This is a genomic window from Actinomycetota bacterium (assembly GCA_013152275.1).
Classification (GTDB): Bacteria; Actinomycetota; Acidimicrobiia; order Spongiisociales; family UBA4744; genus BMS3Bbin01.
Genome location: JAADGS010000036.1, coordinates 71,315 through 90,019 on the forward strand (window position 1 = coordinate 71,315; position 18,705 = coordinate 90,019).

The 18,705-nt window shown below is 62.7% G+C and carries 17 protein-coding genes; 12 read left to right on the top strand and 5 right to left on the bottom strand.

Features of this window, described 5'->3' with window-relative positions; genetic code table 11:
• The first annotated feature begins 107 nt into the window (after positions 1-107).
• Entirely contained in the window at positions 108-1,109 is a 1,002-nt protein-coding gene (locus GXP34_06985; protein ID NOY55717.1) for an adenosine deaminase, read from the top strand.
• Here GXP34_06985 and GXP34_06990 read toward each other — a convergent pair.
• From GXP34_06990 to GXP34_07000, 3 genes are all read right to left on the bottom strand, one after another.
• Positions 1,094-2,038 carry a hypothetical protein gene (locus tag GXP34_06990; protein NOY55718.1) on the bottom strand — a complete coding sequence of 315 codons (945 nt, stop codon included), beginning with the start codon at positions 2,036-2,038 and terminating at the stop codon, positions 1,094-1,096. The genes GXP34_06985 and GXP34_06990 overlap by 16 nt on opposite strands.
• 54 nt (positions 2,039-2,092) lie before the next feature.
• Positions 2,093-2,320, bottom strand: coding sequence for a hypothetical protein (locus GXP34_06995; GenBank protein ID NOY55719.1), 228 nt, complete (start codon positions 2,318-2,320; stop codon positions 2,093-2,095).
• 153 nt (positions 2,321-2,473) lie between these two features.
• Entirely contained in the window at positions 2,474-3,298 is an 825-nt protein-coding gene (locus GXP34_07000; protein NOY55720.1) for a hypothetical protein, read from the bottom strand.
• Positions 3,299-3,631: 333 nt separating this feature from the next.
• Between GXP34_07000 and thrS the strand changes: the two genes are divergently transcribed.
• Positions 3,632-5,521: a threonine--tRNA ligase gene (thrS, locus tag GXP34_07005; GenBank protein ID NOY55721.1), complete on the top strand. Its 1,890-nt coding sequence runs from the start codon at positions 3,632-3,634 to the stop codon at positions 5,519-5,521.
• A gap of 77 nt (positions 5,522-5,598) precedes the next feature.
• Positions 5,599-8,151 (top strand): MMPL family transporter, encoded by a 2,553-nt coding sequence (locus tag GXP34_07010; protein NOY55722.1) that lies wholly within the window; start codon positions 5,599-5,601, stop codon positions 8,149-8,151.
• A 53-nt stretch (positions 8,152-8,204) separates the two neighbouring features.
• On the opposite strand, the gene GXP34_07015 is transcribed toward GXP34_07010, so the two are convergent.
• Complete coding sequence (locus GXP34_07015) at positions 8,205-9,503, bottom strand: citrate (Si)-synthase (GenBank protein NOY55723.1); 1,299 nt, start codon at positions 9,501-9,503, stop codon at positions 8,205-8,207.
• A 112-nt stretch (positions 9,504-9,615) separates the two neighbouring features.
• The gene (locus GXP34_07020) at positions 9,616-11,667 is read right to left on the bottom strand and encodes an elongation factor G (GenBank protein ID NOY55724.1); all 2,052 of its coding nucleotides are present in this window, start codon (positions 11,665-11,667) and stop codon (positions 9,616-9,618) included.
• A 115-nt stretch (positions 11,668-11,782) separates the two neighbouring features.
• Here GXP34_07020 and GXP34_07025 point away from each other — a divergent pair, with 115 nt between their 5' ends.
• From GXP34_07025 to ruvB, 9 genes are all read left to right on the top strand, one after another.
• A complete protein-coding gene (locus GXP34_07025; GenBank protein NOY55725.1) occupies positions 11,783-12,355 on the top strand; it encodes a CDP-alcohol phosphatidyltransferase family protein in 573 nt (190 codons plus the stop codon).
• Positions 12,352-13,227: a phosphatidylinositol mannoside acyltransferase gene (locus tag GXP34_07030; GenBank protein ID NOY55726.1), complete on the top strand. Its 876-nt coding sequence runs from the start codon at positions 12,352-12,354 to the stop codon at positions 13,225-13,227. Before GXP34_07025 ends, GXP34_07030 begins: the two co-directional genes overlap by 4 nt.
• Positions 13,179-14,282 (top strand): glycosyltransferase family 4 protein, encoded by a 1,104-nt coding sequence (locus GXP34_07035; GenBank protein NOY55727.1) that lies wholly within the window; start codon positions 13,179-13,181, stop codon positions 14,280-14,282. The genes GXP34_07030 and GXP34_07035 overlap by 49 nt, the downstream gene beginning before the upstream one ends.
• Before the next feature lie 65 nt (positions 14,283-14,347).
• Complete coding sequence (gene pdxS, locus GXP34_07040; protein ID NOY55728.1) at positions 14,348-15,187, top strand: pyridoxal 5'-phosphate synthase lyase subunit PdxS; 840 nt, start codon at positions 14,348-14,350, stop codon at positions 15,185-15,187.
• 11 nt (positions 15,188-15,198) lie between these two features.
• Entirely contained in the window at positions 15,199-15,762 is a 564-nt protein-coding gene (pdxT, locus tag GXP34_07045) for a pyridoxal 5'-phosphate synthase glutaminase subunit PdxT (GenBank protein NOY55729.1), read from the top strand.
• The gene (locus GXP34_07050) at positions 15,762-16,502 is read left to right on the top strand and encodes a YebC/PmpR family DNA-binding transcriptional regulator (GenBank protein NOY55730.1); all 741 of its coding nucleotides are present in this window, start codon (positions 15,762-15,764) and stop codon (positions 16,500-16,502) included. The genes pdxT and GXP34_07050 overlap by 1 nt, the downstream gene beginning before the upstream one ends.
• A 50-nt stretch (positions 16,503-16,552) precedes the next feature.
• Entirely contained in the window at positions 16,553-17,029 is a 477-nt protein-coding gene (gene ruvC, locus GXP34_07055) for a crossover junction endodeoxyribonuclease RuvC (protein NOY55731.1), read from the top strand.
• Positions 17,026-17,595, top strand: a complete 570-nt coding sequence (gene ruvA, locus GXP34_07060; protein ID NOY55732.1) for a Holliday junction branch migration protein RuvA — start codon at positions 17,026-17,028, stop codon at positions 17,593-17,595. Before ruvC ends, ruvA begins: the two co-directional genes overlap by 4 nt.
• The gene (ruvB, locus tag GXP34_07065) at positions 17,592-18,617 is read left to right on the top strand and encodes a Holliday junction branch migration DNA helicase RuvB (GenBank protein NOY55733.1); all 1,026 of its coding nucleotides are present in this window, start codon (positions 17,592-17,594) and stop codon (positions 18,615-18,617) included. Before ruvA ends, ruvB begins: the two co-directional genes overlap by 4 nt.
• The last annotated feature ends 88 nt before the right edge of the window (positions 18,618-18,705 follow it).

The following is an 18,705-nucleotide window of genomic DNA, read 5'->3' on the forward strand; positions in this document are numbered from 1 at the left end:
TTCTCGGGGCAGTTTCTATGTCGAAGTCCGGCCGGTCAAGACCTCGCTTCGACTTCCGTCTTTGCATCGTACCGGCGTAATCTTGCCGGAACGGGGAAAGGTGCATGTTGGAGGATTTCATCCGAGAGCTGCCAAAGGCCGAGCTGCATGTCCATATCGAAGGTTCCCTGGAACCCGAGATGATGATGGCCTTGGCGGAGCGAAATGGTATCTCGATTCCCTTCTCTTCGGTGAAGGAAATCCGCGATGCGTATGCCTTCAGAGACCTGCAGTCGTTTCTTGACATCTACTACGACGGTGCTTCCGTGCTGCAAACCGAGCAGGACTTCTACGACCTGGCCTGGGCCTACATCCGGCGGGCCGCGACAGATGGCGTGAAGCGGGCAGAGATCTTTTTCGATCCTCAGACCCACACTTCGCGCGGTATCGCGTTCTCCACCGTCATCACCGGTCTGCGTCGCGCCGTCGACGACGCGCGCGATCTCGGCGTGTCGGCTGCACTGATCATGTCGTTTCTGCGCCATCTGAGTCCGGAGGAGGCGATGCAGACACTCGATGACGGCCTTCGATTCCGCTCGTCGCTGATCGGTGTCGGCCTCGACTCTTCCGAGAGAGGACGCCCGCCCGTGTTGTTCGAGGAGGTTTTCGCGAGGGCACGGAGCGAGGGACTTCACCTGGTGGCCCACGCAGGTGAGGAGGGACCACCCGAGTACATCCGTCAGGCACTCGATGTCTTGGGCGTCGAGCGGATCGATCATGGGGTTCGGATCGATGAAGATCCTGAACTCGTCCGTCGTGTCATCTCGGAACGAATACCTCTCACGATGTGTCCGCTCTCCAATGTCAAGCTTCGGGTATTCGACAAACTCGAACATCACAATCTGAAGCGTCTACTCGATGCGGGAGCGGTGGTGACGATCAACTCGGACGATCCCGCCTACTTCGGTGGGTATATCGCAGACAACTACGAGGCTGCGGCTGCTGCGCTCGGACTGACGAGGAGAGAGATCGTGACGATTGCCCGCAACTCGATCGATGCCGCATTCATCACCCCCGCCGAACGTGAGAATCTCCTGGGGGACCTCGAGGTGAGTCAGCTCACGAGATGATGCTCGAGTACTTGCCACACTTCCGGGCCTGCGAGCTTCGTTCGTAGCGACGCCAGCGTTCTGATGAATGTGGGAACCGCCTGTTCGGGGTCCATGGGATTCGGTCGCATCACCGCGAGGACCGAAGGTGTCGGTCGCAGTACCAGCGTGTCGGTCGCCGGCCAGGCGGTCGCGACCGCGACCAGCTCGTCGTGAAGCGCCGAACGTCCGACGCGATCGAACATCGACTCGTAGAAGTGTGCTCGTCGCCGCTGCTCCTCCGCGGCCATCGGTGCCAGGACGAGGAGGAGGTCGAGCGGTTCCGGGTTGCCGAGCACCAGGTCCGCATTGGTTCCGGAGACGACCCCACCATCAACGTAGTTCTTGCCCTCTATCTCATACGGAGAGAACACGATCGGGACGGCGGAGGAAGCCGCCACGGCGTCGCGAAGGGCAACGACCGGGGCGCTGGTGGTGCCAAATGCCATCCGGCGCCGGTCTTCCAGATCGTACGCCACGATCACCGTCGGACGTTCCGGCCACGTGTCGGCGATCGAAGGGGCCTGCTCTGCAACCCAGTCGGCGATGCCCGAAGGATCGTATCGTCCCGGAGCCCCGATCACGGAGGTGAGGCCGGGCCGCCGAAAACTGGGAAGGACGCCGTGTCGGATCCACCTCCTGATACCGTGGATATGGTCCTTTCGATACACCCACGATCTGATGCGTTCGGCAACATCCTCCTGCCGCTCGCCCTTCTTGACGATGCTGTCCAGCGACAGGGTTCCTGATCGCACGATCGAAGCGGCGAAGGCGCCCGCGGAGGTTCCGACGATGACATCGGCGGTCTTGGGCTCCCATCCGGTTGCCATCTCGACGGCCAAGAGAGCGGCCAGGTGATAGGACGCGCCGGTGACGCCTCCTCCTCCAAGAACAAGTCCGACTCTGCTCACGGGCAAGAACACTACAGGCACGCGTCGCTATCGAACGCCGCCGGCCGATGGCGATCAGGAAGCGACGGCTGCGCCGAACGGACGGTGGCAGCTCGGGCAGGCCCGATCGGACTCGTCCGTGTCGGTTCCGCACCACGGGCACGGCAACTCGGTTGCCGAGCGATACGCTTCCACCCAGGTGCCGGTTCCGAACGCGATTCCCTCACCGGTATGTTGAAACCATCGACCGGCAAGGGCGACGAGAGCCGTGATCAACGATGCTGCCAACAACAATTGCATCATGCGGTCTCCTCTCTGCATGAAGTGTATGAAGGGAGCGCGCCGGAAGGAAGGATTTCGCGCTCTCGGCTTGTCACGGGGGTGCCGGGAACCGGGCACCGGGACGAGACCGGACCATGAGCGACGACCACCGGAGGAGGATCGGCGGCGCCTTGATCAGCCGATCGCCGAAACCAACTGATCGACGAAGGGTCGAAGATCCTCGAGTCGACCGTCTCGCATCTCCGCCTGTCGGAGCAGGGACGCGGATATGTGAAACGCAAACCAGGAGCGGAGCACATCTCCATCGACGGTGGCTCCATATCCGAGCGAAAAGGCATCGACGGCGGCGCCGGTACGCCGGGAGAGTTCCCAATAGGCGAACGTGTAGTCCCACTCCGGGGGGGCCAGTGTCGCCCAGGTCCAGCCGGTCAACGTGACTTGTCCGTCGTTGTCGATGACGAATGCCTCCGGTGCCGGTCGCGTGTGGCTGGCGCGTGGAGGACCGGCGGAAGGGAACTCGAGGCCTACGGCACGGTCAAAGACAAAAGAAGGAATTCCCAATCGGCGCCGGTAGCGTTCCAGTCTCGCGAAGTTGCCTCTGAACGCCGTGAGCATCCAGTCCGAATCGATTCCCGCTTCGAGATTGGAGAGTTGGGAGTAGTTCGCTTCGTGGAGCCCTCTGAGCAGGGTGCCGGCTCGTTGTGCCGCCTTTGTGTCACCAGGTAGTGCCGCAAGCGTCCACCTTCCCGCGTCGGCGAGGCGGACCCAGTTCGAGTCACCCGTTGATCCCCATTCCAGGACGGTCGGCAGTCCCTGCAGGCCGGCCAGCGCTTCGAGGGCTCTGCGTTCCCTTCGTTGGTATGAGGAGGAGCCGTACACCTTGAGGATCCACGTTTGCCCGTCGGGAGTTCGCACCCGGAACACACTGTTGGTTCCGGTGGAGAGCGCGTTCGCGCTGCCTCCATCGGCAAGCGTGAGTGCTATTTCGCTTGGTTGCACGTCTCCCCTTTGCAAAGCAGTCGGCGATGGGGACGGCTTCGTTTACGCTACACCAGACTAGTGTCCCGAGTCGCAAGTCATGTACAGAATCTCACCGGCCCTCGACGCCCCTGGCTGCGCCCTCCGCCTCGACGCATCTGCCGATGCGCCTTCGTTGTGCGTCCTTGCCAGATGACGCCGAATGGCTCGGTGATATCAGGACGAACTTACGACTCAGAACACTAGTGGTGTGTTGTATGGATCGCGCGTGGGCCTCGAGAAAGACGCCCGGCGACAACACGAGAAAAGAAGGTGAACGTGTCCATCGAAATCGAGTTTCCCGACGGTTCCAGAATGTCTTTCCCCGACGGCAGCACCGGGCTGGATATCGCAACGAGCATCGGAAAGAGACTTGCCGCCGCAGCCGTCGCCGTGAAGCTCGACGGTGAGTTGTTGGATCTGACTCGACCTCTTGAACGGGGGGGAAAACTGGAGGTCGTCACGGCGGACACGGAAGAGGGGCGGGAGATCCTGCGTCATTCGGCGGCTCACGTCATGGCGCAGGCGGTGCTCTCACTGTTCGAGGGAGCGCGGTTCGCCATCGGCCCGGCCATCACGGACGGCTTCTACTACGACTTCGATATCGGCCGCCCATTCACCGCCGAGGACCTCGAGAGGATCGAGGCTCGCATGGGCGAGATCGTGGCAGAGGATCAGCCGTTCATTCGCGAAGAGGTCTCGGAGGAGGATGCCGTCGCGATGTTCGCCGATCAGCCGTTCAAGACCGAGATCATCGAAGGGGTCGAGGAGGGCGAACTCGGAACCGTGATCACCGTATACCGCAACGCGGGGTTCGTGGATCTCTGCCGCGGTCCCCACGTTCCGTCGACCTCGAAGATCAAAGCCTTCAAGTTGCTGCGCAGTGCGGGCGCCTACTGGCGCGGCGATGAACATCGGCCGCAGCTGCAGCGGATCTACGGGACCGCATGGGAGAGTGCAAAGGCCCTTCAGGCCTACCTGGAGCGTCTCGAGGAGGCGGAGCGCCGGGACCATCGAAAGCTCGGCGCGGAGCTGGATCTCTTCTCGTTTCCACCGGAGCTCGGCTCGGGCCTCGCCATATGGCATCCCAAGGGTGGAATCGTGCGCAACGTCATCGAGGACTACAGCCGGCGGGTCCACACGGAGAACGGGTATGAACTCGTGGTCACGCCGCACGTCGCGAAGGCACACCTTTGGGAGACGTCGGGTCATCTCGGTTTCTACGCCGAGAGCATGTACCCCGCCATGGAACTCGACCATGGCGATCCGTACTACGTCAAACCCATGAACTGTCCGTTTCATGTCCTGATCTTCAAGAGTCGGAGTCGCTCCTACCGGGAGTTGCCACTGCGCCTGTTCGAACTTGGAACGGTGTATCGATACGAACGCTCCGGGGTCATCCACGGCCTTCTGAGAGCCCGCGGTTTCACCCAGGACGACAGCCACATCTTCTGTAGCCGCGATCAGATCGGCAGTGAACTGCAGGGTCTGCTCGATTTCGTCCTCATGGTGCTGCGAGATTTCGGGTTCACCGAATTCGAGGCCGAACTCTCGACCAGGCCCGACAAGTTCGTCGGTGACCCCGAGATGTGGGAACTGGCGACCGCCTCGCTGGCAACGGCTCTCGAGACGACGAACCTGGAGTACTCGGTGGCGGAGGGTGATGGAGCCTTCTACGGGCCGAAGATCGACGTGCACATCAGGGATGCGATCGGTCGAAGGTGGCAGCTTTCGACGATTCAGGTCGATTTCTCGCTTCCGGAGCGGTTCGATGTCGAGTTCACCAGCGCAGACAACACGCGTGATCGCCCGGTGATGATTCATCGTGCTCTGTTCGGGTCCGTCGAACGGTTCTTCGGGATCCTCCTCGAGCATTATGCAGGGGCGTTCCCCGCCTGGCTCGCCCCGGTGCAGGCTGCGATCGTTCCGGTCGCCGATCGACACATCGACTACGCCGGCGAGGTCGTTTCCGCGCTTCGCGGCGCTGGGGTGCGTGCACTGGTCGACGAGAGCCAGGAGACGGTGGGGGAGAAGATCCGACGGGCCTTGTCGCTGAAGGATCCGGCCGTTCTCGTGGTGGGAGATCGCGACGAGGAGGCACGAACCGTCGGTTTGCGCCTGTACAGCGCCGAGCGAGAGGAACGCGGTGTACCCCTCGAAGTTGCCGTGGAGCGTCTGGTGGCGCTTGTCGCACCGCCCAGATAGCGGCGATTTCTCCTAGAAAGCTGACCGGCATAATGTGATTGTTCCGCGATACCGTTGACAACCAGGGAGATTCCTCCGTGAAACGATTCGTCGAAACCATCTCCGTCGTGGTGCGCCGGTGGCCGTGGTGGACCATCGCGGCAATGGTTGCGATCACCGTGGTCCTGGCATCCTATGCACAGCAGGCCAAGGTGGCCTCGGGGCAGGAAGGGTTTGCGCCGGACACACCCGAGATCGCTGCGTCGGATCAGATACGGGAGCTGTTTTCGACCGGAAGCAGCGAAAAGGTCATGCAGATCATCCTCAGCGGCGATGACGTCATCACCGCCTCGGGGGTCCGGACGGTCGCAGACATCGAATCGGCGATACGTTCCAGCGACGCCGCAACCTATATCTCGGATCGCTCGGATCGGTCCGGCATCGTCTCCTACCTGGGAGGGGTCCAGCGGGCGGCGAAGATGCAGGGCCTGGACATCGGTGCCATCTCCGACAAACAGGTGAAGCAGCTGTACACACTGAGCCTGCAACAGGCGCCGCCGGGGAAAGCCGACTACCTGCGAGCCCTGGCCTCCTCGAAGGGGCACCTCGATGAGGCCGCGGCGCCCGCCGGGCTCATCGTCGTGTTCCTCGACACTTCGGCCATTCCCGATACGGGCGACGACTTCAGCGCTCTCGTCGACATCGAAAAGGGGATCGCTGCCACGGCAGAGCAGTATTCGTCCGCGGATATCAACGTTCAGGCGTTCAGCATGCTGCTGCTCATGGGAGACGAGTTCGATTTTTCCGCCGAGGTCGGTCGTCTCTTTCTGAGCGCGTTCCTGATCATCCTGCTGATTCTCGGGTACGTGTACTTCGTGCGGCCTCGCGGGGGGCGTTCAGGTTGGAGCGCGATTCGGCGGACGGTCGCCGATGTTGTACTCACCCTGGCCGTGATCCTGACGGCGATCGTGTGGATGCAGGGCTTCGGGGTGCTGCTCGGACCCGAGCATCTCGGTGTGATCGGCGATCTGAATCAGATCACCCAGATCATCCCCATCCTGCTCATCGGTCTTGGAGTGGACTACGCGATCCACCTGACCGGCCGATACCGGGAGGAGATCGGTCTCGGCAAGACGGTCGCAGAAGCTTCCACCCGAGCGATCGGGACGGTGGGTGTGGCCCTCATTCTGGCGACGTTGACAACCGCCGTCGGGTTCCTGACCAACCTGATCTCACCAATCCCCGGGCTCAGAGACTTCGGGATCCTCACCTCGGTGGGGATCGTCTCGGCGTTCGTGTTGATGCTGACGTTGCTGCCGGCGATCAGGCTCCTGCTCGATCGTCGCGCCGAACGCGGGGGGAGGCTGCACGCCGAGTCATTCGTCGTCGGCTCGACGGCAAGGGCGCTCCCTCGTATCGCCGCGCGCACGGCGGTGCTTGCAGAACGCCTTCCCGTCGTGACGCTCATCGTGGCATTGGCTCTTGGCGGGCTGGGTGCCTTCGGTCTGACACAGCTCAAGACGACGTTCAGCTTCGTGGACTTTCTGCCGCAAGACTCGCCGGCCGTCCGGGCCTTCAAGACGGTGGAAGAGCAGTTCGCGGGTGGCTTTGGTGAAGCGACGAACGTGCTCATCAAGGGCGATGTGGCGACGCCACAGGCGTATCAGTCGATGCAGGCGGCATGGAAGCTACTCGGCGACACGCCGGACGTGACGAGCTTCGGTGGGTTTGCGGCAGCGGAGTCACCGGTTGGCGTCGTGGCGAACTTGGCGCGGTCTGAAAACAAGACCTTCCTGCAGGCTGCGGGCGCAGCAGGTTTGAGACCCGATCTCACGGTTGGACCCGACGCGGATGTGGCTGCGATCTTCGATGCGGCCATGGCTGCAGCACCGGAGGAAATGGGCAGGGTGCTCCACAAGGACGCAGATGGTTCCTACACGGCAGCCCAGTTCGTGATACAGACCGGAGCGGGTGAGGAGCGGGCCGCAGCCCTGGCAGCGAACCTTCGTCAGGACTTCACGCCGGTCACCGACGTGGGCTTGACGGCAATCCCGACGTCGACGTCGATCATTTCGGCGGTGATCGTCAACAAGCTCTCCAGCTCGCAGCTCAGGTCGCTGTTCGTGGCGATCTTCGTCGCGATGCTGCTGCTGGTCGTCAACTTCTGGTTCGAGACGCGGCGCCCGTTCCTTGGTGTGATCACCATCGCGCCGGTCGCTCTCGTGGTGCTGTGGACCTTCGGCATGATGGCGTTGTTCGGGATCTCGTTCAACCCGGTGACGGCGACGCTGTCGGCGATGGCCATCGGGATCGGTGTGCCGTTCACGATTCACGTGACCCACCGGTTCGAAGAAGACAGGGTCCGCTATGACGATCAGGAGGAGGCGATCCGCTCGACGGCCCGCCACACCGGTGCCGCCTTGGCCGGGTCGGCCTTCACGACGATGGCCGGGTTCGGAATCTTGATGACCTCCTCGCTCAAGCCGATGCAACAGATGGGTGAGGTGACGGTCTTCGCGCTTGGCGCCGCGCTCGTCGCGTCGGTGCTCGTGCTCCCGTCCATGTTGGCGTTATGGGACACGTGGCATCGCAAACGAAGTGCCACGACGTTCGACCGTGAGCGGCTCAAAGCACACGGATACATCGAGTGATGGCCGAGGGGGGCTCCATAGGGAGCCCCCCTCGAGTCGCTGGTAGACCGCAGCTAGATCCCGGCGATTTCTTCGAGCATGGCTGTCGTCAACGACTTCGGCCGCTCGATCGGATAGCCGAGTGCCCGGTCCCAGACGATGTTGGAGAGCACACCGAGGGATCGGCCGATCCCGAACAGGACCGTGTAGAAGTCGTATTCGTGGAGTCCGTAGTGCCACTGGATGACACCGGACTGGGCATCGACGTTCGGCCACGGGTTCTTGGCCTTGCCCTGCTCTTCCAAGATCGGTGGGACGACCTTGTACAACATGTCCACATACTTGAAGATCGGATCGTCTGGCAGATGCTTCAGACAGAAGTTGCGCTGTTCCGCATACCTCGGGTCGGTCTTGCGGAGCACGGCATGGCCGAACCCCGGGATGACCTGACCGGAGTTCAGCGTCTCCCAGACGAACTCCTTCATTTTCTCCTCGGTGGGGACCTCGCCACCCATCTTCTCCATGACACCCTGGATCCAGCGCAGCACCTCCTGGTTTGCGAGGCCGTGCAGCGGACCTGCGAGGCCGTTGATCATGGCCGAGGCCGCGTAGTAGACATCCGAGAGCGCGCTGGCGACCAGATGCCCGGCGTGGGCACTCACATTTCCGCTCTCGTGATCGGAATGGAGGATGAAGTACAGGCGAGCCACATCATCATATGGCTCATCGATGCCCATCATGTGGGCGAAGTTGCCACCGAGGTCCTGATCAGGATCCGGAGCGATGGGTGTGTCGCCCTTGTACTTGAGGCGGTAGATGAAGGCACCCAGTTCAGGGAGCCTCGCCCAGAGGTTGAGGGCGTCCTCCAAGGTGGGCTGCCAGTGGTCCATCTTCCCGAGGCCCTTGTTGTAGGCCTTCACATACTCGGATTCTCTCTGCATGGCCAGGATGGCGGCCGAGAACATCGTCATCGGATGTGTGTCCCGTGGCATCGCCCTGAGCACGTCGAACACGTACCGGGGGACACCCGAGCGGTTCTTCAGCTCCTGCACGAGTTCCGCCACATCCTCCTCCGTCGGGACCTCCCCGGTGAGGAGCAGGTAGATGTGTCCTTCGACATAGGGCATCTCTCGTCCCGGGACCTTTGGCAGCAGCGCCAACGTCTCGGGGATCGTGTGGCCACGGAACCGGATGCCTTCGTTCGGATCGAGGTAGGAGATGTCCGTGACGAGGCACCGTACGCCGCGTGCACCTCCGATGGCCTGTGCGATCGTGACGTCCGAGACCTTGACATCACCGTATTCCTTGATCAGCCGGGCGGTACGAGGCCTCCACTCGTCGATCTTGCGTGCGAGCGCTTCCTTCAGTGCCATTGTTCCTCCTTGGCAGTTGGGGTTTCCCGCAAGCATGCCACCGAAACCGGGCCTGCTCGGTCCGGATCGTCGTGGCGCTCTCGCGAGAGCGTCGTCGTGTGCGTATCCCTCCCTACGCCTCTTCCGTCTGGGCAGAAGCGATGATCTTCTGTGCTTCTTGCCTCGGGACCTCCTCGTAGTGGTCGAACGTCATTTCAAAACTACCGCGCCCGCCCGTCATGGAGCGGAGGTCGATTGCGTACCGCTGCATTTCGGCGAGGGGAACTTCGGCGGTGACGATCCGGATGTGTCCCTCCGAGTCCATCCCCAGCACTCGGCCTCGTTTTGCGTTCAGGTCACCGATGATGTCACCCATGTAGTCCTCGGGTACACGAATGTTTGCTCGGACGATCGGTTCGAGCAGGGTTGGGCGCAGATTCGGCGCAGCGGCCTTCACGGCCATGATCCCCGCCATCCTGAAGGACAGCTCATCCGAGTCGACGGAGTGGTATTTTCCGTCGTAGACGGTTGCCTTGACATCGGTGACCGGATACCCCGCGAGGATGCCCCGTTCGAGTCCCTCTCGTACGCCTTTGTCGACTGCCGGAATGTACTGGCGGGGGATGGACCCGCCCTTGATCGCGTTGACGAACTCGTAGCCGGCACCTCGGGGCAGTGGCTCGAAGCGTAGGAAAGCCACACCGAACTGGCCTCTCCCACCGCTCTGCTTCTTGTGCTTTCCCTCTGCCTCCGCCTTGGCGCCGATTGTCTCTCGATAGGGGACCTTTGGGATCGACGTGTCGACCTTGACCCCGAATTTGCGCGAAAGTCGGGCGATGGTGACATCCAAATGGGTGTCGCCGAGACCGGACAGGACCGTTTCCTTGGTCTCGGAGCGTCGCTCGACCAACAGGGTCGGGTCTTCCTCGACGACGCGTGCCAACGCGGTCGAGAGTTTTTCCTCGTCCTGAGCCGATTGCGGCGAGACGACGAGGCTCATGACCGGTTTCGGCATGTCGACTCGCGCAATGGTGATGTTCGTGCCGGACGTGTGCAACGTCTCGCCGCCCCTGAGATTCTCGATCTTGGCGACGGCTGCGATATCTCCGGTGACGAGTTCGGATGCGTCCTTGTGCTCTTTGCCCTGCATGAAGAACAGGTTGTGCATTCGCACCCGCTCGCCCGAGGAGGTCACGAGGTGATCGTCGGCATGGACGGTGCCTGAGAAGACCCGGAGGAGAGAGATACGTCCCACATACGGATCGGACGTGGTCTTGAAGACGTACGCCACAGGTTCTCCGTCCGCGACGATGGCGAGATTGCCGCCTCCTTCGAGGGGAACCGGTGGACGCTCGAGGGGACTCGGTCCGAACTCGGTGAGGAACTCCGCGAGCGTGTCGATGCCGATGAGACGGGTCGACGATCCGCAGAGCACGGGTTGGATGTCACCTGTGAGGATGCCCCGCCGAGTGACTTCCACGATCGTTGCGCGGTCCGGTTCAACGCCTTCGAAGTAGGCCTCCAGCAATTCATCATCGGTCTCTACGACCGATTCGACGAGCGCCGTGTGCATCTGCGACATCGTGTCTTTCATCGATTCGGGCGCCTGTGTGGCGGTACCCTTGGGATTTCCCTCCGCGTAGGTCACGGCGGTGTTGGAGACGACTCGCACGAGGCCGCCGAGTTCGGCTTCTGCGCCGATGGGAACCTGTACGGGTGCGACGCCCTTCCCGAAGGTTTCGCGAAGATCGTCGAGTGTGCGCGAAAACGAAGAACGTTCCCTGTCGAGTTTGTTGATGAAGATGATGCGGGGGAGACCTTCCTCGCCCGCCAGGTGCCACATCGCCTCTGTCTGGACCTCGACACCATCGACTCCGGAGACGACGAACACCGCGAGGTCCGCTGCGCGCAACGCCGAACGTGCGTCCCCGACGAAGTCGGCGTACCCGGGGGTGTCGATCAGTGTGATCTTGTAGCCCTTCCAGGGGAAGGAGGCAAGAGAAAGCCCGAGGGAGAGCTTTCGCTCGATCTCCTCGGGCTCGAAGTCCGTGACGGTGTTGCCATCTTCGGTCCGGCCGAGTCGTGTCGTCTCTCCGGCCGTGAAGAGGAGCGCTTCTGCAAGGGAGGTCTTTCCGCTCCCGCCGTGACCAACCAATGCAACGTTCCTGATTCTCTCCGGGACCACATGACCTCCTGGTTTTCCGCTGATTCTAGTGAGACTGGACCGGTCTCCCGCCATCCCCGGCCACAATTGCGGGCGTTGGAACATGGAGGCTGCTTCGTGGTACGTTGCAGCAACCATGATCGACATGAAAGCTCGCAGGCGAGTCACGCTTCTGCTCGCACCGATCGCCAGAGGGCTGGTCAGGATCGGTGTCCGGGCATGGCAGGTGACGCTGGTGGGGTTGGCGATCACGCTGGCGGGTGCCGTGTTCATCGGTGGCGGAAGGTTCCTCGTGGGGGCCATCCTGGTGCTGGTCGGCTCCGGTGTCGACGCGGTGGATGGCGCGGTCGCCAGATTGAGGAAGTCGGTGTCGAAGCGCGGTGCGTTTCTGGATGCTGCCACGGACCGCGTCAGTGAGACGGCCATGTGGACCGGATTGGCGATCGCCGTTGCGCCGACGACGTTGTGGGTCGCGCTGTGTGTTCTTTGCCTGGGAGCATCATTGACCACGTCGTATCTGCGGGCCAAGGCGGAGACGGGGGGAGTGGACGGACGTGGAGGTCTGATGGGCCGGGCCGAGCGAGTGATCTTGTACGGTGCGGGGTTGCTGCTCGGATGGATCGGCCCCATGCTTTGGGCGATGACGGTGCTGACCTGGGCAACCGTGGCCCGACGCTTCTGGCTCGGGTGGAAGCGGCTCGGAGCGTGAGCTTGTCCTATGCCGCCTATCGCACGGGCATAGGTTTGGCGGGGTTGCTGCCGGAAGGCGTTGTACGCAGGGCGGGCGAACGGCTCGGAAGGGCGGCTTTCGACCGTGCCGGGCGGCGACGCAGGATGCTCATTCGTCACATGAGCCGGGTACTCGGATCCGAACGCGAGGTGGAAGAGGCGGCGCGGGAGGCCTTCGCAGCCTACGGTCGTTACTGGGCCGAGTCGTTCTGGGTCCGACCACGCCGTGTTCCCGAGATCCTCCGTCACATCACCACCGAGGGAGTCGAACGGGTCGAGGCCGCGAGGGATGCCGGCTCGGGCATGATCTACGCGTTACCGCACATCGGAAACTGGGAAGTGGCGGGAACCGTCGCTCACGACCTCGGACTCGAACTGCTGGCCGTTGCCGAGTCCCTTCCCGACAGCAAGATCGTCCAATGGTTCGTGGATCTCAGGAAATCTTTGGGGATCGATGTGGTTCTCGCCGACCAACCGGGGATCATTGGCGTTCTGAACAAGGCCCTGATGCGGGGAGCCGCAGTCGCCCTGGTGATGGATCGCAATGTTCGTTCGGGTGGGGTGGAGGTCGAGTTCTTCGGGGAGCGGACGTCCATGCCGGCGGGAGCCGCCGTGCTGGGACTGCGGACAGGAGTACCGGTGTTTCCGGTTGCTGCCTATTTCCGTGCAGGGAGGGGACACCATCTCGTCGTGGAAGCGCCCGTCGAGATGCCGACCGAGGGAACCAGGGAAGCTCGTGTCGTAGAAGGGACACAGCGTGTCACGCGAGCGTTGGAGAAACTCATTGAACGCGCTCCGAAGCAATGGCATATCGTGCAGCCGAACTGGCCGTCGGATCGGGGTTGCAGGTGAGGATCGCAATCGTGAGTCCATATGGCCTGGATCGACCCGGCGGTGTGCAGGAGCAGGCTCGTGGCCTGACGAAGCATCTGACATCCGCCGGTCACGATGTCCGTCTGATCGGTCCCGGGACGTCCGACGGATCCTGGATATCGACTGGAGGCACCACCGAGGTGGAAGCCAACGCGGCCATCGCTCCGGTCTGTCTCGAACCGGGGGCGGTTGCGAAGGTGAAAGAATCGATCGTCTGGGCGCAGGTCGTGCATGTTCACGAACCGCTCGTTCCCGTCGTCGGCCCCGCGGCGTGGATGGGTGAGGGGATACCTTCGGTGGGGACGTTCCATGCGGATCCGGCAGCGATCGTGAGAGGGATCTATCGATTTGGAGGGCCCCTGCTTGCACACCTGTTGGGCCGGATCGATGCCCTCACCGCAGTAAGTGAGGAAGCAGCGCGGGCCATTCGGAGTTTCGTGCCACACCCGCTGCTCATTCCCAACGGGGTCGACGTTGCCACATTCGAGGTTTCCGACGATCGTGTCCCTCATCGCGTTGCGTTCGTGGGAAGGGACGATCGGCGCAAGGGACTCGATGTTCTTCTGCAGGCGTGGCCTCGCGTCCTGGGGACGGTGCCCGACGCGGAACTCGTTGTCGTCGGCGCGCGTCGTGACCTGCAGATTCCCGGAGTGAGCTTCGAGGGGAGGGTATCCGAGGAGCGGAAGCGGTCCCTGCTCGGGTCTGCGGCGGTCTACTGCGGACCCAATACGGGAGGTGAGAGCTTCGGCATCACGCTGGTCGAGGGGATGGCTGCGAGCTGCGCGATAGTCGCTTCGGATCTCCCCGCGTTTCGCTCCGTCGCCGGGCCGGTCGCCTTCTATGTTCGTCCTGGGGACGCCGAGGATCTCGCGACCACTCTCGTGGATGTCCTCACCGATCGAGCACGCATGCGCGCGATGGGGGAAGCGGCGAGACGGCGGGCGTTGAGGTTCGACTGGAGTCGTGTGATCCCGCGTTGGGTCCGTCTCTACACGGAGGTGTCCGAAGGATTCGCACGTCGGCACCGTCGGTAGAATCAGGTTGAGGAGGAACGAACGTGGAACGTGGAACTGATCTCGTGAAACGCGGCCTTGCGGAAATGCTCAAGGGCGGCGTGATCATGGATGTCATCAATGCGGAGCAGGCAACGATCGCCGAAGAGGCTGGTGCCGTGGCGGTCATGGCGCTGGAGCGGGTTCCGGCCGATATCCGCAGGGAAGGCGGCGTCGCGCGCATGGCCGACCCGCAGAAGGTCGAAGAGATCATGGCTGCCGTCAGCATCCCCGTGATGGCGAAGGCACGAATCGGACATTTTGTCGAGGCACAGATTCTCCAGTCGCTGGGGGTCGACTACATCGACGAGAGCGAAGTGCTCACTCCCGCAGACGAGGAGCATCACATCGACAAGTGGCAGTTCACGACGCCGTTCGTGTGTGGGGCCCGAAACCTGGGTGAGGCCCTCCGGCGAATCGCCGAAGGTGCCGCCATGATCCGCACGAAAGGTGAGGCCGGGACCGGCAACGTGGTGGAGGCGGTTCGGCACGTTCGCACGGTGAACAGAGAGCTGCGCGCACTTACGACAATGGGAGCGGAGGAGCTCGCGGCTGCGGCCAAACAGCTTGGAGCCTCGGTCGAACTGGTGAGAGAAGTCGCCGGGACCGGCAAGCTCCCCGTGGTCAACTTTGCCGCAGGGGGCATTGCCACTCCTGCAGACGCTGCACTGATGATGCAACTCGGCTGTGAGGGTGTGTTCGTGGGGTCGGGCATCTTCAAGAGCGAAGATCCTGCACCCAGGGCCCGAGCGATCGTCGAGGCGGTGACTTTCTACCAGGATCCGTCGGCCATCGCGAAGGCCTCCAAAGGTCTCGGCGAGCCGATGCACGGTATCGACATGAGTGAACTCGACGAGGGCGACCTGCTCCAGACTCGGGGCTGGTAGGAGTGTCGGACATCGGGATACTCGCCCTGCAGGGCGACGTCCGCGAGCATGCACGCATGATCGGCGCGCTTGGATACTCGACTCGCGAGGTGCGACTGCCAGACGATCTCGAGGGGTTGTCGGGGCTGGTTCTCCCCGGAGGCGAGTCGACGACCATCGGGCGGCTCTCGGAACGCTTCGAGCTGCTGGGTCCGCTGCGCGAAGTGATCGGCTCCGGCCTGCCGACCTTGGGTACGTGCGCCGGGATGATCTTCCTTGCTTCAGGTGTGACCGAGGGCGAGCAACAGCAGCTGGGGGTCATCGATGCGGTGGTTCGCCGCAACGCCTTCGGGCGGCAGAACGATTCCTTCGAAGCCGATCTCGAAGTGCGAGGTCTGTCGGAGCCCTTCCACGCGGTGTTCATTCGGGCGCCCTGGGTGGAGCGCCTGGGACCCGACGTCGAGGTTCTGGCGGACATCGATGGACATCCGGTGCTGATTCGGAGCAACAATGTCGTCGCCGGATCGTTTCATCCGGAGCTGACCGGTGATGCGAGAATCCATAAGATGGTCCTGAGCGGCACGGGAGCTGGCTGATGTCTGGACATTCGAAGTGGTCGACGATCAAACACAAGAAGGGAGCGAAGGACGCCCAGAGGGGGAAGCTCTTCGCGAAGCTCGTCAAGGGGATCGAGATGGCGGCCAGAGAAGGAGGCGGTGACCCTGCGGCGAACGCCGCGCTTGCACACGCCATCGACAAGGCGAAGTCGGCTTCGGTCCCCAACGACAACATCGATCGTGCCATCAAGCGAGGCATCGGTGAGGTGGAGGGCATCTCCTACGAGGAGTTCTGGTACGAAGGGTACGGGCCGGGCGGTGTCGCGCTCTTTGTGCAGGTTCTGACCGACAATCGCAATCGCGCCGCATCGGATGTGCGCTCCACGTTCTCGCGGAACGGCGGAAGCCTGGGTGAGCCGGGCTCCGTTTCGTATGTCTTCGAACAGAAGGGGTATCTGCTCGTTGAAGGGGACGAGGACGAGATCATGCTCGCAGCGCTCGAAGCCGGCGCGGAAGACATACGACCTTCCGATGGAGCCTTTGAAGTCATCACGGAACCCGGACTGTTCACCGAAGTGCGGCACGCGCTGGAAGGAATCGCCACCAAGATCGAGACTGCGGAGGTCACCCGGCTCCCGAAGGCGACGGTTCCGGTCGACCGTTCCACGGCGCGGAAGGTTCTGCGGCTCGTCGACGCCCTCGAGGATCTCGACGACGTGCAGGAGGTGTTCTCCAATTTCGATATCCCGGATGAGGTGATGGCCGATCTCATGGAGTGATCGGTGCGCAATCCGCGGGTGTGTCCGGTGCCCCGGTTATGATCGTACATATGTTCGTTCTGGGTATCGATCCTGGTCTCACGACGACTGGATACGCAGTCGTCACGGCTCGGGAAGTCGCCGCGATCGGAGTGATCCGAACGCAGGTCGGTCTTCCGGTTCCGGAACGTCTGCTGGAAATCCATCGGGATGTGAGCGCCTTGATCCAAGAGTATGCCCCGTCAGTGATGGCGATCGAACGGGTCTTCGTGAACCGCAATCTCCAGACGGCGATGTCGGTCGTGAGAGCATCCGGTGTTGCGATGCTGGCTGCCGCCGCGGCCGGGATTCCTGTCCTGGAGTACACGCCGTCCAAGGTGAAGGCGGCAGTGGCCGGATACGGGAATGCAACCAAGGGTCAGGTACAGCGGATGGTGGCGTTGCGCATGGGGCTTGGTGAGGTGCCGAAACCGCCGGACGCGGCCGACGCACTCGCCGTGGCGCTCTGCCACCTCCAGGAGGATGGTCTGCGCAGGAGAATCCCATGATTGCGAGCCTGAGCGGCACCGTTGCGGCTTCGACGAACGATCGGCTGATTCTTCAGGTGGGCGGCGTCGGTTTCGAGATCAGAGTGACACCGAGTACTCGAGCCGAGATTGGGGGGGCGGGAACCGAGGCGATGTTGCACACCCACCTTCACGTCAGAGAAGATGCACTCGAGTTCTACGGTTTCCCGACCGCCGGCGACAGAGATCTCTTTCGCCTCCTGCTCACCGCCTCCGGCATCGGTCCGAAGGTGGCGATGGCCGTGATGGGCGCGCTTACGGCCGATGAGATCCGTCGTGCCGTAGTCACCGAAGACGCAGTCGCCTTGACGGTGGTCCCGGGCATCGGCATGCGCAGTGCCCAGAAACTGATCCTGGAGCTGCGCCCGAAGCTTGCGGGGGCGGAGGCCGACGTGATGGGCGGTGCAGCGCTCTCGCGGGTACGCGAAGCGCTGGAGGGTCTTGGTTACGCCGCAGCCGAGATCCACCAGGTCGTCGGGTCCCTTCCGGCCGATGCGCCTATCGAGGAGAATCTGCGCATGGCACTCAAAGCACTGGGAAAACGATGAGAGAAGACCTTCTGAGCGCGACACGCCTTCCAGATGACGAGATGGTCGACGAAACACTTCGACCGGAACGTCTCGAGGAATTCGTGGGACAGAGCAAGGTGAAAGAACGTCTGCAGATCAGCCTGGATGCAGCCAAACAATTGGGACACGCGCTCGACCACGTGCTTCTGTCCGGCCCTCCCGGACTCGGCAAGACGACGCTCGCAGGGATCATCGCGCACGAACTGGACACCCGGATCCGGGTTACATCGGGTCCTGCGCTCGAACGGCCCGGTGATGTGGCATCGATCGTCACCAACCTCGAGGAGGGTGAGGTTCTGTTCATCGACGAGATTCATCGACTTCCTCGCGTCGTCGAGGAGGTGCTCTATCCGGCGATGGAGGACTTCCGGCTCGATATCGTTCTCGGCAAGGGACCGTCGGCGCAGTCGATCCGGCTCGAATTGCCCCGGTTCACCCTGGTCGGGGCGACCACGCGCAAGGGCAAGGTCACTGCACCACTCCGGGATCGGTTCGGCATCGTCGACAAACTCGAGTACTACTCGGATGACGAGCTCGAGCAGATCGTCATGCGTTCTGCCGGAATCATGAGTGTGCCGATCACCGGCGGCGGCGCGAGCGTGATTGCGGGGAGGAGCAGAGGCACTCCAAGGATTGTCAATCGGCTCCTCGCCAGGGTGCGGGACTTTGCCGTTGCCCGGGCCGGAGGCGTCGCGGACGAAGAGACTGCTTCGGAGGCACTTCGGGTCTTCGAGGTCGACGAACTCGGTCTCGATCGTGTGGACCGGGACATCCTCCGTGCCGTGGCCGAGACCTTCGGCGGGGGTCCCGTCGGCCTGTCCACGTTGGCGATCGTCGTCGGGGAGGAAGCCGAGACGGTCGAGGATGCCTACGAACCATTCCTCCTGCAACGAGGGCTTCTGCAGCGGACTCCACGAGGCCGCATGGCGACGGCGGCCGCGTTTGCGCATCTCGGCCTCGAGCCTCCACACGACCTGCAGCCTCGCCTGCTGGACACCTGAGAACAGAGCAGGTCATGCGGACCAGCGAGTTCGACTACGTCCTGCCCAGGGACGCGATCGCCCAAAGGCCGGTCGCACCCAGGGATGC

Bases quoted from the DNA above. Each gene is read 5' to 3' on its own strand.
- GXP34_06995 (NOY55719.1), bottom strand. From the start codon at position 2,320: ATGATGCAATTGTTGTTGGCAGCATCGTTGATCACGGCTCTCGTCGCC.
- thrS (NOY55721.1), top strand. From the start codon at position 3,632: ATGTCTTTCCCCGACGGCAGCACCGGGCTGGATATCGCAACGAGCATC.
- GXP34_07015 (NOY55723.1), bottom strand. From the start codon at position 9,503: ATGGCACTGAAGGAAGCGCTCGCACGCAAGATCGACGAGTGGAGGCCT.
- GXP34_07025 (NOY55725.1), top strand. From the start codon at position 11,783: ATGATCGACATGAAAGCTCGCAGGCGAGTCACGCTTCTGCTCGCACCG.
- GXP34_07035 (NOY55727.1), top strand. From the start codon at position 13,179: ATGGCATATCGTGCAGCCGAACTGGCCGTCGGATCGGGGTTGCAGGTG.
- pdxS (NOY55728.1), top strand. From the start codon at position 14,348: ATGCTCAAGGGCGGCGTGATCATGGATGTCATCAATGCGGAGCAGGCA.
- GXP34_07050 (NOY55730.1), top strand. From the start codon at position 15,762: ATGTCTGGACATTCGAAGTGGTCGACGATCAAACACAAGAAGGGAGCG.
- ruvC (NOY55731.1), top strand. From the start codon at position 16,553: ATGTTCGTTCTGGGTATCGATCCTGGTCTCACGACGACTGGATACGCA.
- ruvA (NOY55732.1), top strand. From the start codon at position 17,026: ATGATTGCGAGCCTGAGCGGCACCGTTGCGGCTTCGACGAACGATCGG.
- ruvB (NOY55733.1), top strand. From the start codon at position 17,592: ATGAGAGAAGACCTTCTGAGCGCGACACGCCTTCCAGATGACGAGATG.